Here is a 14,944-nt window from a genome sequence, read left to right on the forward strand (position 1 = left end):
TGGCAACTTTGAGGTTCTAACTCAGGTCCGTTATCCGGATCGAGGACAGTGTATGGTGGGTAGTTTGACTGGGGCGGTCTCCTCCTAAAGAGTAACGGAGGAGTACGAAGGTGCGCTCAGACCGGTCGGAAATCGGTCGTAGAGTATAAAGGCAAAAGCGCGCTTGACTGCGAGACAGACACGTCGAGCAGGTACGAAAGTAGGTCTTAGTGATCCGGTGGTTCTGTATGGAAGGGCCATCGCTCAACGGATAAAAGGTACTCCGGGGATAACAGGCTGATACCGCCCAAGAGTTCATATCGACGGCGGTGTTTGGCACCTCGATGTCGGCTCATCACATCCTGGGGCTGAAGCCGGTCCCAAGGGTATGGCTGTTCGCCATTTAAAGTGGTACGCGAGCTGGGTTTAGAACGTCGTGAGACAGTTCGGTCCCTATCTGCCGTGGACGTTTGAGATTTGAGAGGGGCTGCTCCTAGTACGAGAGGACCGGAGTGGACGAACCTCTGGTGTTCCGGTTGTCACGCCAGTGGCATTGCCGGGTAGCTATGTTCGGAATAGATAACCGCTGAAAGCATCTAAGCGGGAAACTAGCCTCAAGATGAGATCTCACTGGGACCTTGAGTCCCCTGAAGGGCCGTCGAAGACTACGACGTTGATAGGTTGGGTGTGTAAGCGCTGTGAGGCGTTGAGCTAACCAATACTAATTGCCCGTGAGGCTTGACCATATAACACCCAAGCAATTTGCTGACCCTTCTTTATAAATAAAAAGGGACGCCAGATTGCGGTGTGTGAAGACGAAACGAACCGAAAGTTTGTGACACTCACGAAACACCAGATCTATCACATACCCATTCGCTGGAGCGTGAGCCGTAAGGCAAACGAGCTGGCTACCGAATTTCTTGACGACCATAGAGCATTGGAACCACCTGATCCCATCCCGAACTCAGCAGTGAAACGATGCATCGCCGATGGTAGTGTGGGGTTTCCCCATGTGAGAGTAGGTCATCGTCAAGATTAAATTCCGAAACCCCTATCTGCGTATGCAGGTAGGGGTTTTTTTTTGTCCGCAGGAAAAGAGCACTCCAGCGACAACACAAAATTGCACAGTTATTTTTGAGTCAGGACACTAGAATAGGTCCAACTTTTTTGGAGCCAGAGCCTTTATGCCAGATCCAGTTGACGCCCCAGGGCTGTCAGATTTACCGCTGGACGACTTGGTAGCGTGTCATGAGTGCGACTTGCTGATGCGCAAGCCTGAGCTTGCTCATGGTGAGAAAGCCATCTGCGTACGCTGCGGTTATGAACTGTATGCCCATCGACACAATGTCGTGCAGCGCAGTCTCGCCTTGGTCATTGCCGCACTGTTGCTGTATGTCCCTGCGAACTTTTTACCCATCATGCAGCTCCATCTACTCGGACAGTCGTCGCACGATACTGTCTGGAGTGGCGTTGTCGGTCTGTTCGATACCGGTATGCGAGGCGTAGCGGCAGTGGTATTTCTTTGCAGCATGGGGATTCCACTGCTCAAGTTGCTTTGCCAGCTAGTCGTGTTGCTGAGTATTCGCTTCGATATCGGACGCAGCTACGGTTTGCTGCTCTACCGCATTTATCACCATCTACGGGACTGGGGGATGCTCGAGGTTTACCTCATGGGCGTACTGGTTGCGATCGTCAAATTGGCCGATATGGCGGCGGTCACCGTAGGTCTTGGTCTGGCGTGCTTTATCAGTTTGTTGTTGGTTCAGGTCTGGCTGGAAGTAGTGATGTCACCGCACCAGATCTGGCAGGCTTTATCAGGAGAAGATGCCCATGCGGGCGATTGATGCAGGCATTCTGATTTGTGCCGAATGCCACGAGTTGAATAAACAGGAAGCCGATACCGACGAGCAGATTTGCACCCGCTGCGGCGCGCTGGTTCACGCCCGCCGCCCAAATAGCCTGATGCGTACCTGGGCGTTGTTAATCACGGGTGCGATTCTCTACATCCCGGCCAATGTGCTACCGATCATGACCGTCAATTCCCTGGGGCAGGGCGATCCGAGCACCATTATGTCCGGCGTGATCCAACTGGTTCAGCACGGCATGATTCCGATCGCCGCCGTGGTTTTTATCGCGAGCATCCTGGTACCCACGTTCAAGCTGGTGGGCATCGCATTGCTGCTGTTTTCGGTGCAGCGCCGCCAGCCGCTCTCGGCACGCCAGCGCATTCTGATGTACCGCTTTATCGAGTTCATCGGCCGCTGGTCGATGCTGGATATCTTTGTGATCGCTATCCTGGTGGCGGTTGTGAATTTTGGACGGCTTGCCAGCATCGAAGCCAATCTTGGCGCCATCGCCTTCGCCAGTGTGGTGATTCTGACGATGCTTGCCGCAGTAACTTTCGATCCCCGACTGATTTGGGATAACACGGAGTCGGACGACGACCATGACTGATTTGCCTAAAGCGAAAACCCGACCGGCCTCGAACTGGTCAGCCATTTGGGTATTGCCCCTGATCGCCTTGATCATCGGCGGCTGGCTCGGCTGGCGTGCCTACAGCGAGACGGGCATCGAGATTCAGGTGCGCTTCGAAAGCGGTGAAGGCATTCAGGCCAACAAGACCGAAGTCGTCTACAAAGGCATGTCGGTCGGTAAGGTGAAAGCCCTCAAGCTCGATGACGAAGGCAGCTCCAAAGGAGTGATCGCTACCATCGAGATGAACAAGGACGTGGAGCAATACCTCAAGACCAGCACGCGTTTCTGGCTGGTCAAACCAAGCGTGAGCCTGGCCGGTATCACGGGCCTGGAGACGCTGGTCTCGGGTAACTATGTGGCCGTCAGCCCAGGTGAAGGCGAGCCGACCCGCAAGTTCAAGGCCCTGGCCCAAGAGCCTCCGCTATCGGACGCCCAACCCGGTTTGCACCTGACCATCAAGGCAGATCGCCTAGGTTCGCTGAATCGCGGCAGCCCGGTGTTCTACAAACAGATTCAAGTCGGTCAGATCAAAAGCTACGTGCTGTCCGCAGATCAGAGCACTGTCGAACTCAAAGTCTTCATCGAGCCGACCTACGCCAGCCTGGTGCGTAAACATACGCGTTTCTGGAATGCCAGCGGCATCAGTATCGACGCCAACCTCTCTGGTGTGAAAGTGCGCAGCGAGTCCCTCGCCAGCATCGTCGCCGGTGGTATTGCGTTCGCCACTCCGGAGAATCGCAAGGACAGCCCGCCCACCGATCCAAGCCTGCCGTTCCGTCTTTATGAGGATTTCGATGCAGCCGCAGCGGGTATTCGGGTCAAGGTCAAACTCAGCGATTTCGAAGGCCTGCAGGCCGGTCGTACACCGGTGATGTACAAAGGCATCCAGGTCGGTAATCTGAAAACGCTCAAAATTGACCCGGACCTGTCCAGTGCTAGTGCTGAGTTGACTCTCGACCCACTGGCGGAGGATTACCTGGTCACTGGCACCCAGTTCTGGGTGGTAAAACCATCGATTTCGCTCGCCGGTATTACCGGCCTGGAAGCGCTGGTCAAGGGTAACTACATCGCCGTGCGCCCTGGCGACAAGGGCGGGGCACCGCAGCGCGAGTTCGAAGCCCGGGCCAAGGCGCCGCCGCTGGACCTGCGTTCGCCGGGCCTGCACTTGGTGCTGTTCACCGAAAACCTCGGTTCACTGGAAGTCGGTAGCCCGATTCTCTACAAGCAGGTCAAGGTCGGTTCGGTTCAGAGCTATCAATTCTCCCGCACCAAAAAGCAGCTGGTGATCGGTGTGCATATCGAGAAGGAATACGAAGGGCTGGTCAACGCCTCGACGCGTTTCTGGAATGCCAGCGGCATTACGCTCACCGGTGGGTTGACCGGCGGCATTCAGGTCAAAAGTGAGTCGTTGCAAAGCCTGATGGCCGGTGGCATCGCCTTCGAAACCCCGGAAGCCAAAGCGCCGCTGCAAAAGCGTATTCCGCGCTTCCGCCTGCATGCCAACCATGATGAGGCAACGCAGAAAGGCACTATGGTGATAATCAAGGTCAATCGCGCCGATGGCCTGCGCAGTGGCACGCCGGTTCGATTCAAAGGCCTGGACGTTGGCAAGATTGAGGACGTCGACCTCAGTGATGACCTGCAATCAGTACTGCTGACCGCGCGGATCACAGAAGTGCCGGAGCGTATCGCTCGGGTCGGCAGTCAGTTCTGGGTGGTCAAACCTGAGCTAGGTCTGATTAAAACTTCGAACCTCGAAACTTTGGTCACCGGGCAATACATTGAAGTGCAACCCGCGCCGAAGAACCTCGGCCCGCAGAAAACCTTCGAAGCCTTGACCAATCCTCCGGAAACCGCCAAGGAAGAGGCTGGTTTAAGCCTGGTGTTGAGCGCTGCTCGTCGAGGTTCGCTGAAGACTGGCGTCCCCGTCACCTATCGCGAAATCACGGTAGGCAAGGTGACCGGCTATGAACTGGGCCAGACGGCTGATCGAGTGTTGGTACACATACTGATCGAGCCGAAGTACGCGCCGCTGGTGCGCAGTGGCACGCGGTTCTGGAACACCAGTGGTTTTGGTTTTGACTATGGCTTGTTCAAAGGCGCGACAATACGCACTGAATCGCTGGAGACGCTGGTTCAGGGCGGTATTGCTTTTGCCACGCCGGATGGCGACCGCATGGGTGTCCCGGCGCGGCCTGAACAAACGTTCCCGCTGTTCGATCAGTTCGAAGATGAGTGGCTGACCTGGGCGCCGAAGATTTCGATCGGCAAGTAGTCTGTCGGCGCCTGTGATACCGCCTTCGCGGGCAAGCCCGCTCCCACAAGGATCGGCGTCGTACACAAATATTGTGTACACCACCAAATACTGTGGGAGCGGGCTTGCCCGCGAAGGGGCCGTCAAGTTCACTGAAAGCTTCAGAATGTACCCATAAATAAAAAAGGCCGCGATCCATTGGATCGTGGCCTTTTTTATTACCTTCGATTCAAGCGTCAGACCGCATCCAGCTCCGGTTCGTCCGCCTGCACGTTAACAGTTGCCTTCACTTCATCATGGCGACGGATGTACTTCCAGTCCGCCTCGTCGATGTAAATGCCGTTCGGGCCGCTGCCGCCTTCCAGGTCGATGGCGACACTGGCGCAAACTTGCGGCTTCACACTCGCCAGAATCGGCACGAAGCCCAGTTGCAGGCTGGTTTCCAGCAGTGCTGCCTGGTTCTTCTCGTCGATGTCCGCCGCCTCGTCGAGGTAGTACGGCAGGCGCACGCGACCGGCCTGGTCGCGGTCCATCAAGTGCAGCAACAAGTACATGTTGGTCAGCGCCTTGATGGTCATGGTGGTGCCGTTGGACGCCGCACCGTCGATGTCGGTGTGGATCACCGGTTGGCCGTTGACCTTGGTGATCTCGAACGCCAGCTCGAACAGATCCTTGAGACCGAGTTGGTTGTGGTTCGCCGCCACCAGCCGCGCCAGGTATTCCTTGGCTTCTTCGTTCTTGTTGTCCTGATCGGCGCTTTGACTCAGATCGAAGACGGAAAGGGTTTCGCCTTCTTCGTACTGACCGGCGCTGTGGATGATCTGGTCAATGTGCTTGAGCGCTTCCTTGTTCGGCGCGAGCACGATACGGAAGCTTTGCAGGTTGGAGACCTGACGCTTGTTGATCTCGCGGTTGAACAGGGCCAGTTGATGTTCGAGGCTGTCATAGTCGCTGCGGATGTTACGCAGGGTCCGGGCAATGTCGGTGACCGCGGCACGGCGCGCCTTGCCGAGGGTCAGGGCTTCGTCGGTACGGTGCGCGTAAGCGTTGATCAGCAGTTGCAGGCGACGCTCCATATCGTCTTCGCTGTCGAACTTGGCCACACCCTTCAGGCGCACCTGCGCATACAGCGCTTCGATCTGACCATCGCTGCGCTGCAAACCCTGCCAGCTGTCCTGATAGTCATTGAGCAATGGCAGCAGGTTGTCCATGGAATCGTCGATCGGGTCCATGAACGGCGTGCCGAATGGCAGGTCCGCCGGCAATAGCTGACGGCGGCGCAGGGCGTCATCGAGGGTGCGTTGCTTGGCTTCCATGTCGCCGATCTGCCGGCCGACCAGTTGCAGCTTGGCCGACAGTTGCTGGACGCGCTCGGTGAAGGCATCGCTGGAACGCTTCAATTCGTCCTGAGCGGCTTCCATCTGCGCCAGTTGTTCCAGCTTGTCGCCTTCTTCGGCGCTCAGGGTTTGCGCGCGGCGGAAGTCTTCCAGGGCTTTCTGCGCATCCAGCACTTGCTGGTACAGCGCTTCAGTCTGGGTCTTGCTGGCCGCACGGTCGGCTGCCACGGCTTGTTGGGTTTTCAGTTGCTTGAGTTCTTTGTCCAGACGCTCTTTCTGATCGCGCAACGCCGCGCGGTCAGCCAGGGCTTGCAGCGCCGGCGGCTCGATGTGCGAGATGTCGATGGACAGGCCCGGCACTTCGAAGCGCTCGCCTTTGAAGCCATCAAGGATCAGTTCCATGGATTTGACCCACTGACCGTCCTCGTCCAGCGTAATGCCATGCTCGCCCAGCGGAAGGCTGAACAATGCGCTGTTGAACAGGCGCATCAGGCGCTCGACGTCCTGCTGCGAAAACTCTTCGCGCAAACGGGCGTAGCTGTTGTTGTCGGCGTGATCGAGTTGTTGCTTGACCGACTTCAGGCGTTTTTCCAGATCCCGCAGACGCTCTTCCAGATCCTCGGCCGAGAACTGGCGCGACTGGGCCAGTGCACCGGCCAGTTCGTCGTGCGCGTCCTTGGCCGCGAGCAGTTGCTGCTCAAGGACTTTGACGTCATCGACCAGGGCGAAGCGATGCTTGAGCACCGACAACTCGCCGAGCCAGCGCTGGATGCCGGTGATTTCCCGCTCCAGACGCATCAGCTCCTGAGTGCCACCACGCTGATCGTTTTGCAGCGCGTCCTGCTCGTTGCGATAGTGCTCGGCCTGAATCGTCAGTTCTTCCTTGCGCGCACTGGCGTAGTCCGACCAGGTGCCGAGCAAGGAATCGAGCAGCGGCGAGATCCGGTGCAGTTTGCCGCGCAGGATATTGCGCTGGGCCACGCCAGCGGCCAGTGCTTCAACCAGCGGGCCAGCGGTGACCAGCGAGTTGTAATCCTGCTCCATACGACGTACATCGCGGAAGGCTTCTTCGCACGCGGCGATGTAATCGACGCTACCGGAACGCAGGCTGTGTTCGAAAGCATCGAGGAACAACTGCTTGAGTTTGGCCGCGGTGATTTCGCGCATGTGCAGCAAGTTGATGAACAGGGCGCGGAAGGTCTTCAGGCTCTGCTCGCTGGTGGAGCGCAGCGGGATGAGCGTCAGGTCCAGCGGAATCGAAGTGTGGCCGCCCACCAGCAAGCGACGCAGTTCATCCGGCTTGAGTTCGTAGGCTTTCAGGCCTTCGCGCTCAAGGTTGGTAAACAGTTCTTTCTGGCGCAGGCAGGTGTCGTTTTTCTGGTAATGCGCCAGATCCAGTTTGCCGGCGTAGGCAAAGAACTGGTGACCGAAACCGCCGCCCGGGCCGCGGCCGACCACGCCGATTACGTGCGGGCCGTGGGGCAGGGAGACTTCCACCAGGATGTAACTGGTGTCCGAGGCGAAGTAGAACCGCCGGGATTGCTCCAGGCTGTACTTGCCGAAGCTCATGTCCGACATGCGCGCCAGAATCGGGAACTGCAAGGCGTTGATCGAAGCGGATTTACCGAGGTTGTTCGCGCCGTAAACCGACAGCGGCTCTTCCAGCGGGAACAGGCCGAGGCTGTAACCGGCGGTGTTCAAAAGGGCAAAGCGGCGAATGCCGTAGCGTTCCTTGCTCATGCGTCGGTCTCCTGTTCTTCGGCAATGGCGCGGGCCATGGCGTCTTCTTCGCTTTCTTCTTCGAAGTCACTGAGGTCCAGCGGATCATCGGTTTGCAGCAGTTTTTCGTCGCTGTCGTCGTCGATCAACACTGGCACCGGCAATGGCAGCACGCTGTGCAGACTGGCTGCCAGATCGCGGTCTTGCTGGACCGACAAGCAAACATCGAGGAAACGGTGCATCGGCGGCAGGAAACGGTAGATGCCGTTTTCTTCACCGGCAAAACCAAGCTGCGTCATCCGGCGCATGATTTTTTCTTCGAGTTCTTCCACGGTCTGCACTTCAGCCTGGATGAACAAGTCGCGGTACTTTTCCAGCAACGAAGGCAGTTCATCGCGACCAAGGCTGCCGCCGTCGAGTACGGCGACCGGGTCACGGCCCTGATCGGCCAGATGCTCGACGAGGATGAAGGTGAAAAGCGCCAGACGCTGGGCAGTCTTGTTCACCGCCGCAGCGGCGAGGTCCGGCACGAAGTAGTAGAAACCACGGGTGTCGCAGACCAGCTCAAAGCCCAGAGCCTTGAATAGCGTGCGGTACTGGTCCTGGAAGTTTGACAGTTGCGCGTACAGCTCCGGATCGCGGCGGCTGACGTGGTAGCCCTTGAACAGCTCGCGAAAGATCGGCGCCAGCTGGGACAGTTCATTTAGATCAAGATGCATGTGGGGTGCTCGCAGAATCCTCGGCGGTGTCGCGGGCCGAGAGCAGGGCGAAGGAGCGCAGGCTGACCTGGTGCTCATGAGTGTGGTAATCGCGGCGTTCCAGACGCTCGCGTTTGAAGCGTTTTTCCCGCGACAGGCGCGAGAACCAGTAAAGCAATTCGTCAGTAGCGCCGTCCGGCTCCTGCTCAAGCAGCCAGGTCATCAGGTCCGGCATCGGCAGGGCGTCTTCGCAGCGTTCGAGCATTTCCCGAACCGTGCGTGGCGCGCGTGGGGCTTCGCCTTTCTGGGTCTTGTGAGCCTTGGGGAAACGCGCAGGTTTTGGCTCGAAACGGGCCAAGGCGTACACGTAGGCTTCGACCTGACTGGCGCTGCCGAGGAAGGTGCTTTGCGGCCGGGTGAACATCGGCATTGCCGCTTGTGGCACCGCATCGATACCTTTACGACGAATGGCCGACAAAGCCAGCGCCGCGCCACGGGTCACGGCGTTGTGCCGGCGCGCTTCTTCACGCAGCGGCAGCAGCAGTTCACGGGCATGACGCAAGGTCAGTTGGGCGCTGGTCTGCATTTCGAGGATGCGCGCGTGGGTGCGCAGCAGCATGTCGTCATCTACCAGATGGCCGAGGCGCTGCTGTTCAGTGAGCATCTTCAGCAGGACGTTTTCGACCTTGCGCACGCCTTGTTCGAAGGCGCCGTCGGCGTTCACCAACTGAATCATCGGTTCGACGTATTCATCCCAGGTCGCCAGTACTTCAGCGTAGCGCTGACGCAGCGGGATCTGCCGGTCGCTGGTCTTGGCCCGCTCGGCGACAGCCACCAGGGCCTGTTCGTCGTTGGCGAGTTTTTTCAGAACGTCCCGCACGCGCATGTCGAGCAGACGCAACTGGCGCGCCAGGTCGTGGCCGTCGCGAATGTCGAAGGCGTCCTGAATGTAACCGGCCAGGCGCTCGAGATGGCGCAAATAGGCTTCGATTTCCAGGCACAGGCCCAGACGGTGCTCGCGGCGCAGGTAAGCGAGGAAGTCGTGGATTTGCGCGTTGAGCTCGAAACGGTTCGGGCTTTTCGCCACGGGAACCAGAATGTCGAGGCGGATCCACACGTCCAGCAGGCTGGTGATGTCCTGCGGTGTACTGTCGAGTTGCTGGGCGGCCAGTTGCGTGCGCAGTTCGTTGAGGCTCAGGGTGCCTTGGTCGAAGTGCTCGCACAGTGGCTCCAGAAGTGCCCAGTGTTCAGCGAGGGCGCGCAAGACGCGCTTGGGTTCGATCATCGGAATGGCCGGCTGGTTGGCGATTAAAAGCCGCGATTGTACTGCATCACAGCCGTGTCGATTCACTCTCGGGATGGGCTGTCGCCATTTTTCGTAGGTGGAAAGACTATCGGTGAAGTCTATCGATCAACAGCGCGGGCGATCTTGAGCGAAGGGCGGTAGAATCACCGCACTTTAGTTATCCACAAGTGGCCGACCTTTGCTTATCGAGTCCCGTCGCCGCGCTTATTTGACCGCCATGCAGGTGGTCAACTGGCTGCCGCGCACCGAATTGCCCTTTGCTGCGCCCTCGCGCCCCGAACTGCTGGAGATGCCCGAGCCATTGGTCGTCGCCCCGGTTGCGCCGGCTCCCATGGCCGAGGCACCGATGGAGCCCGTGGTCAAACCGGCCGAACGGGTGAAGATCGAGGTGCCACGGCCATCGCTGGCCAGCACCCGCACGAACGCCAAGGTCGAAGAAGAGGAGGCTCCGGTCGCGGTCAAGGCGCCGGTCGTTCCTCCACCGCGTTTCGCCCTGCAATTGCTGCGCGCAGGTCGTTGCCTGTTGCTGGTGGAGTTACCCACAGGCGAAAGCTTCCAGACCCGCGATCCGGCCTATCTGTTGCTCAAGGACATGCTGCGCGCCGCCGGCCTGCCAGACAGCCCGCAGATCATCGGCGAGCCGGTGCGCTGGCCGCTGCTGGCTCGCGGCACCATGGATCAAGGGCCGGAAGCGGCTCGGGATTTCGTACAAGGCTTTCTGTCGGCCCGTCTGGAAGATGCTCCATGCGTCTGTCTGTGGCTGATCGGCTTGCCGGCGGTGCGTTTTGCTGGTGAGGCGAACGCCGAATCCTTCAATCGTGAACTTCAGGTCGAAGGCCTGGGTTCGGTCTGGGCCCTGCCGGGTCTGGAATTATTAATGGAAGAGCCACAGCGTAAGGCTGATGTCTGGCAAGCCATGCGTCGGCTGATGGCGCGCTGGAAAGAATCGAATGAGTGACGCTGTATCGTTCCGCCCGATGACCGAGGCGGACCTGGACACTGTACTGAAAATTGAATATGCGGCTTATAGCCATCCCTGGACCCGCGGGATTTTTCTCGATGGCCTGGGCAAGTACCAGATCTGGCTGATGTTCGAAGGGCAGCAGCAGGTCGGTCATGGCGTGGTGCAGATCATTCTCGACGAGGCGCATCTGCTGAACATCACCGTCAAACCGGAAAATCAGGGCCGAGGCCTGGGTTTGACGCTGCTGGAGCATCTGATGTCGATTGCCTACAAGGCAGAGGCGCGGGAATGTTTTCTGGAAGTGCGCGACAGCAACCGGGCGGCGTTTCGGTTGTATGAGCGGTATGGGTTCAACGAAATCGGACGTCGACGGGATTACTACCCGGCCGTTGGCGGGCGCGAAGATGCCGTGGTCATGGCCTGCACGTTAGTGGATTGAGCCTTAAAAGCTTCGCGGGCAAGCCTCGCTCCTACAGGATTTGTGTCGAACACAAAATGTGAACGACTCAGAACCTGTAGGAGCGAGGCTTGCCCGCGAAGGCGCCCTCACTGACGAAAACGATCAACGCTTGCCATCCATTGGATCGCGCCGCGCCATCTCTGCTTCGTCCAGCCCATTGCCTCCGCCGATGTCGTCTTCATCGACAATGCTCAAATCCCAATCCGCCTGGTCGCCTTCACCTTCTTCTCGGGCGTCCCGTGCGCCGTCTTCACGGATCAAGGTTTCCGGGCTCATGTCATCGTCGGTGGATTCATGGTCATCGGTCGAGGCCCCTGTCATGCCTGCTTCACGGACGCGTTCGTCGGGGATCTTCTGCGCACGCTCGCGTTCGGGGATCAAGTCGCCGATTCTGGCGCTCGGTTCTTCTTCGTCGAAATCCAGCTCATGCACTGAGCCCATGCGGTCTTCGTTGTCATCGATGGGCTCGGGTTGTGCCTCATCGAACGGACGTCGTGAATCAGTCATGGCATTCCCTCATACTGTAGGCCTTACTACAGTTGACCCACTGGGCTTGCGAGAATTCCACCGGCAGGGAGCGACGGCTAGCCGTTATACGTATCAGGGCATCAGGGGGTATCTGCATCGCGCGCGTGACCCGGACAGACGGTTGTCTGTCAAAGCAGCGCATCATTATCGAGGCTTCTGCATGAACGACTTACAAGATCTGATTGATAACAACGAGCGCTGGGCCGACGCGATCACTAAAGAAGATCCTGATTTCTTCGCCAAGCTAGCCCGCCAGCAAACCCCGGAATACCTGTGGATCGGCTGTTCCGATGCCCGCGTGCCGGCCAATGAAATTGTCGGCATGCTGCCGGGCGATCTGTTTGTGCATCGCAACGTGGCCAACGTTGTATTGCACACCGACCTCAACTGCCTGTCGGTGATTCAGTACGCGGTCGACGTACTCAAAGTCAAACACATCCTGGTCACTGGCCACTATGGCTGCGGCGGTGTACGCGCCTCGATGCAGGACCGTCAGTTGGGCCTGATCGACGGCTGGCTGCGCTCGATTCGCGATCTCTATTATGAAAAGCGCGACGAACTGGCCAAGTTACCCACTGAAGAAGAACGGGTCGACCGCCTCTGCGAGCTCAACGTGATCCAGCAAGTGGCCAATGTCGGTCATACCAGCATTGTGCAAAACGCCTGGCACCGTGGGCAGAGTCTGTCGATTCACGGCTGCATCTACGGCATCAAGGATGGTCGCTGGAAAAGCCTGAACGCCACGATCAGCGGTTTCGAACAGTTGCCGCCGCAGTACCGTTTGCGTCCGGTCGAGGCGTTGTAAAAGCTTTTCAGCTGGGACTTCGTCGACGCCAGTGTTGAAAAAACTGTTCTCCATTGGCATTCGGCGACTCGTCATAGCCGATGACCCAGCCACGGCAGCAGGGACAACCGCAGCGGCAGGCGAACTGCCGCAGCAGCTTGTCTTCTGTCGCGGCGAAATCCATCGTCAGTCGGTCACCCTTTTTGATGTCTTTGAGCGCCCATAGCCACAGCTCGCTCATGTCGAGAAAGACGTTGGGGTCGCAGGAGTGGCTCAGTAAACCGCAGAAGCGCGGATCGTAGACGTGGATTCCTGGCGCCAGCTGCCGGGTGTGTCGGCAGCGATAGGGCAACAGATGTCCAGAAACCCTGCAGACTCGACTGATGCGGGGGAACTCGCGCAGCGCCGTGACAGCTATTGCCGATCCCTCAGCGTTGCAGATGATTCCAAAATCGTCTTTGGAGGGGAATCCAAGGCGAAGGGGCAACTCTACAAATGGATAGATGCCATTGGATGAGGGCGGGGTTATTCCTTGCTCGGCATGAGCTCTCATAACAATCCTTGTCAGCTGGGTGCTACGACCTCTGTCTGCTGACATCCTGTCAGCTCTGCAGCACATGGGTATGCCCCAAGCCTCTCGCAAATGAAACAATTGATCTACTGTCAGATATGACAGGCGAAAAAAGCTCTTCCCCGCGTCAGCCATGGCTCACGCGGGAAAGACTTTCATCGTTTACAAGTGTGGGGCAGGAGCAGAAGTCGCAAGAGACGGGCTCTTCAGCTGTTTCAGCTGGGATTTGACCGTCGTTGTTGCGCATTTGGCCACGGCCTGTTCGGGCGTCAGGCTGCGGATCGAGGTGTAGAACAGTTCGCAGGTTTTTTCTTTCTGGGTCACTTGCCAGGTCTGAGTACAGCTTTTCAGCTGAACGGTAGGGTCAGTGCCCGGTTTGCTGCCCATCCCGGCCTGCCAGCACGCGGCGCTCAAATCCTGCCCCATGACTTTCAGCCCCGCGGCGTCAGCCTTGGCCTGGGCATCGCTGCCGCTGTAGGCTTCGGGATCTGCGGCGTACCAGATGTAGCTCGGATGGTTGGAACCCAGTACCGGCACCTTCACACCCTCGCTCGGGGTGATGGTTGCCAGGCCCAACACGTCTACGGTCGGCCCGTATTGTTGCTTGATCCAGTTACGCACTGGCGCGCCGAAGGCAACCATTGGCAACGCAGCGCCGCTGGCGTTCTGGCTGACTTCCTTGACCATGGTGGTCTGGTAATCCTTGAAGTAGTCATAGACGCCTTCGAGGTCCTTGCCGGCGCTGGATGGTGCGGCAATCGGTGCGATGTCGATGATGGTCTGATAACCCGGTGTCTGGTCGTCAGGGATGCCGTTGGCGGTCAGCAGCGTGGCCCAACGGTCGGTGGTTTTGGACTCCAGATAGTCCTGGGCCTGGGTCAGCGAATAATCCGGCGGGAAATGCAGCAGTTCGACGCTTTTGCGATTTTCCAACGCCATGCCCAGCGGCAGGAACAGATACCAGCTATAGGTCCATTTACCATCGGCACTCAGCTTGCTGGCGCCGTTGTAAGCCAAATCCCCAGCGTTGAGCAATGCGGTCAATGGCTTGTCATAGCCTTTGGGCACACCGCTGATATTGGCGTAGAGCTGCTTATTGTCGGTTTTGACCACCACTTTTGCGGTTTTGTAGCCATCGCGTTGTACGCTTTGGGTCAGGTAGTGCTCGACTGTCTGTTCCAGCGTCCAGTTGCGATAGCAGATGACGTTGCAGTTGTTGGGGTAGGCGAACAGCCGGGTGACACGTTCGGTACTGCCCAGGTTCAGATCGACATCGGCGTGAGCGGCGGCACTCAGGGTGAGGGCTGCGAGGGTGAGTCCTGTGAGTTTTAACATGCTCAGATCCTTTTCAGCGTGGTCCCGATGATGGGATGCATGCCATATTGGATCAGAGGCGTTACATATAAAAGTGGATTCTCATGGTTTTTTTTACAGGACTGCCCCTGCCTATTTACGGGCCTGACGGGGGAGAGTCCGGCCCCCCAAGTAATTTGTCCGGGACCGGGTGAATATAAAGTATTACAACAAGTGCAATGCCAAATGACTGCCAGCGCGCAGGTATTCTATTTGTGCAACAACAGCATCCTTTACGATGGCTTCGCCTGTATCGGTACTAAAGACATCTGACTTGTTCATCCTTGGGTGGTGTTATTTTTACTTTGAAAAAGTAGGTTGTGAGACGCCGAAGTTTAACCCGCTGATTTATATATTTGAGATAGGAAGTGACTGGGTTTAATGTCAGGCGCAATCGAGTCTGTATGTCGGACCAGTCTTGATCGTTGCCGATTAGGCAGATGACGAGCCCCGTCCGGTTGGTGTCAACAGTCAACCAATCGGTCCGTTGCGGTGACGCTGTTTGTGCGTTTGGGA

Annotated in this window: 12 protein-coding genes and 2 rRNA genes; 8 read left to right on the plus strand and 6 right to left on the minus strand. The window is 57.9% G+C overall.

What is annotated here, in order from left to right; all coding sequences use genetic code 11:
• The 5 genes from F6R97_RS19270 to F6R97_RS19290 form a co-directional block, all read left to right on the plus strand.
• Positions 1 to 725, plus strand: a 23S ribosomal RNA gene (locus F6R97_RS19270); the annotation flags it as partial.
• Between the two features lie 173 nt (positions 726 to 898).
• Positions 899 to 1,014: ribosomal RNA gene (rrf, locus tag F6R97_RS19275) — 5S ribosomal RNA — on the plus strand.
• Positions 1,015 to 1,163: 149 nt separating this feature from the next.
• Complete coding sequence (locus tag F6R97_RS19280; RefSeq protein WP_038981549.1) at positions 1,164 to 1,823, plus strand: paraquat-inducible protein A; 660 nt, start codon at positions 1,164 to 1,166, stop codon at positions 1,821 to 1,823.
• A complete protein-coding gene (locus tag F6R97_RS19285; RefSeq protein WP_038981550.1) occupies positions 1,810 to 2,433 on the plus strand; it encodes a paraquat-inducible protein A in 624 nt (207 codons plus the stop codon). Before F6R97_RS19280 ends, F6R97_RS19285 begins: the two co-directional genes overlap by 14 nt.
• The gene (locus tag F6R97_RS19290; RefSeq protein ID WP_315866943.1) at positions 2,426 to 4,729 is read left to right on the plus strand and encodes a PqiB family protein; all 2,304 of its coding nucleotides are present in this window, start codon (positions 2,426 to 2,428) and stop codon (positions 4,727 to 4,729) included. Before F6R97_RS19285 ends, F6R97_RS19290 begins: the two co-directional genes overlap by 8 nt.
• Positions 4,730 to 4,944: 215 nt before the next feature.
• Here F6R97_RS19290 and mksF read toward each other — a convergent pair whose 3' ends face one another.
• Genes mksF through mksB form a run of 3 tightly spaced genes read right to left on the minus strand, consistent with a single transcriptional unit; the run spans position 4,945 to position 9,747 of the window.
• The gene (gene mksF, locus F6R97_RS19295; RefSeq protein ID WP_050682988.1) at positions 4,945 to 7,785 is read right to left on the minus strand and encodes an Mks condensin complex protein MksF; all 2,841 of its coding nucleotides are present in this window, start codon (positions 7,783 to 7,785) and stop codon (positions 4,945 to 4,947) included.
• Positions 7,782 to 8,483 carry an Mks condensin complex protein MksE gene (mksE, locus tag F6R97_RS19300; RefSeq protein WP_038981553.1) on the minus strand — a complete coding sequence of 234 codons (702 nt, stop codon included), beginning with the start codon at positions 8,481 to 8,483 and terminating at the stop codon, positions 7,782 to 7,784. Before mksE ends, mksF begins: the two co-directional genes overlap by 4 nt.
• Complete coding sequence (gene mksB / locus F6R97_RS19305; protein WP_038981554.1) at positions 8,473 to 9,747, minus strand: Mks condensin complex protein MksB; 1,275 nt, start codon at positions 9,745 to 9,747, stop codon at positions 8,473 to 8,475. Before mksB ends, mksE begins: the two co-directional genes overlap by 11 nt.
• A gap of 238 nt (positions 9,748 to 9,985) precedes the next feature.
• Here mksB and F6R97_RS19310 point away from each other — a divergent pair, with 238 nt between their 5' ends.
• Positions 9,986 to 10,726: a hypothetical protein gene (locus F6R97_RS19310; protein ID WP_038981555.1), complete on the plus strand. Its 741-nt coding sequence runs from the start codon at positions 9,986 to 9,988 to the stop codon at positions 10,724 to 10,726.
• Positions 10,719 to 11,171: a ribosomal protein S18-alanine N-acetyltransferase gene (gene rimI / locus F6R97_RS19315; RefSeq protein ID WP_007896888.1), complete on the plus strand. Its 453-nt coding sequence runs from the start codon at positions 10,719 to 10,721 to the stop codon at positions 11,169 to 11,171. Before F6R97_RS19310 ends, rimI begins: the two co-directional genes overlap by 8 nt.
• A gap of 123 nt (positions 11,172 to 11,294) precedes the next feature.
• On the opposite strand, the gene F6R97_RS19320 is transcribed toward rimI, so the two are convergent.
• The gene (locus tag F6R97_RS19320) at positions 11,295 to 11,699 is read right to left on the minus strand and encodes a hypothetical protein (protein WP_038981556.1); all 405 of its coding nucleotides are present in this window, start codon (positions 11,697 to 11,699) and stop codon (positions 11,295 to 11,297) included.
• A gap of 181 nt (positions 11,700 to 11,880) precedes the next feature.
• Between F6R97_RS19320 and can the strand changes: the two genes are divergently transcribed.
• Complete coding sequence (gene can / locus F6R97_RS19325) at positions 11,881 to 12,525, plus strand: carbonate dehydratase (protein WP_038981557.1); 645 nt, start codon at positions 11,881 to 11,883, stop codon at positions 12,523 to 12,525.
• A gap of 7 nt (positions 12,526 to 12,532) precedes the next feature.
• Here can and F6R97_RS19330 read toward each other — a convergent pair whose 3' ends face one another.
• Together F6R97_RS19330 and F6R97_RS19335 are read right to left on the minus strand one after the other, a co-directional pair.
• On the minus strand, positions 12,533 to 13,057 hold the full coding sequence (locus F6R97_RS19330) for an SET domain-containing protein (RefSeq protein WP_038981558.1): 525 nt from the start codon (positions 13,055 to 13,057) through the stop codon (positions 12,533 to 12,535).
• Between the two features lie 180 nt (positions 13,058 to 13,237).
• Positions 13,238 to 14,410 carry a hypothetical protein gene (locus tag F6R97_RS19335; protein WP_315866944.1) on the minus strand — a complete coding sequence of 391 codons (1,173 nt, stop codon included), beginning with the start codon at positions 14,408 to 14,410 and terminating at the stop codon, positions 13,238 to 13,240.
• Between the last annotated feature and the right edge of the window lie 534 nt (positions 14,411 to 14,944).

Origin of the sequence: Pseudomonas sp. JV414, from assembly GCF_032424305.1 — a bacterium.
Classification (GTDB): Bacteria; Pseudomonadota; Gammaproteobacteria; order Pseudomonadales; family Pseudomonadaceae; genus Aquipseudomonas; species Aquipseudomonas lini.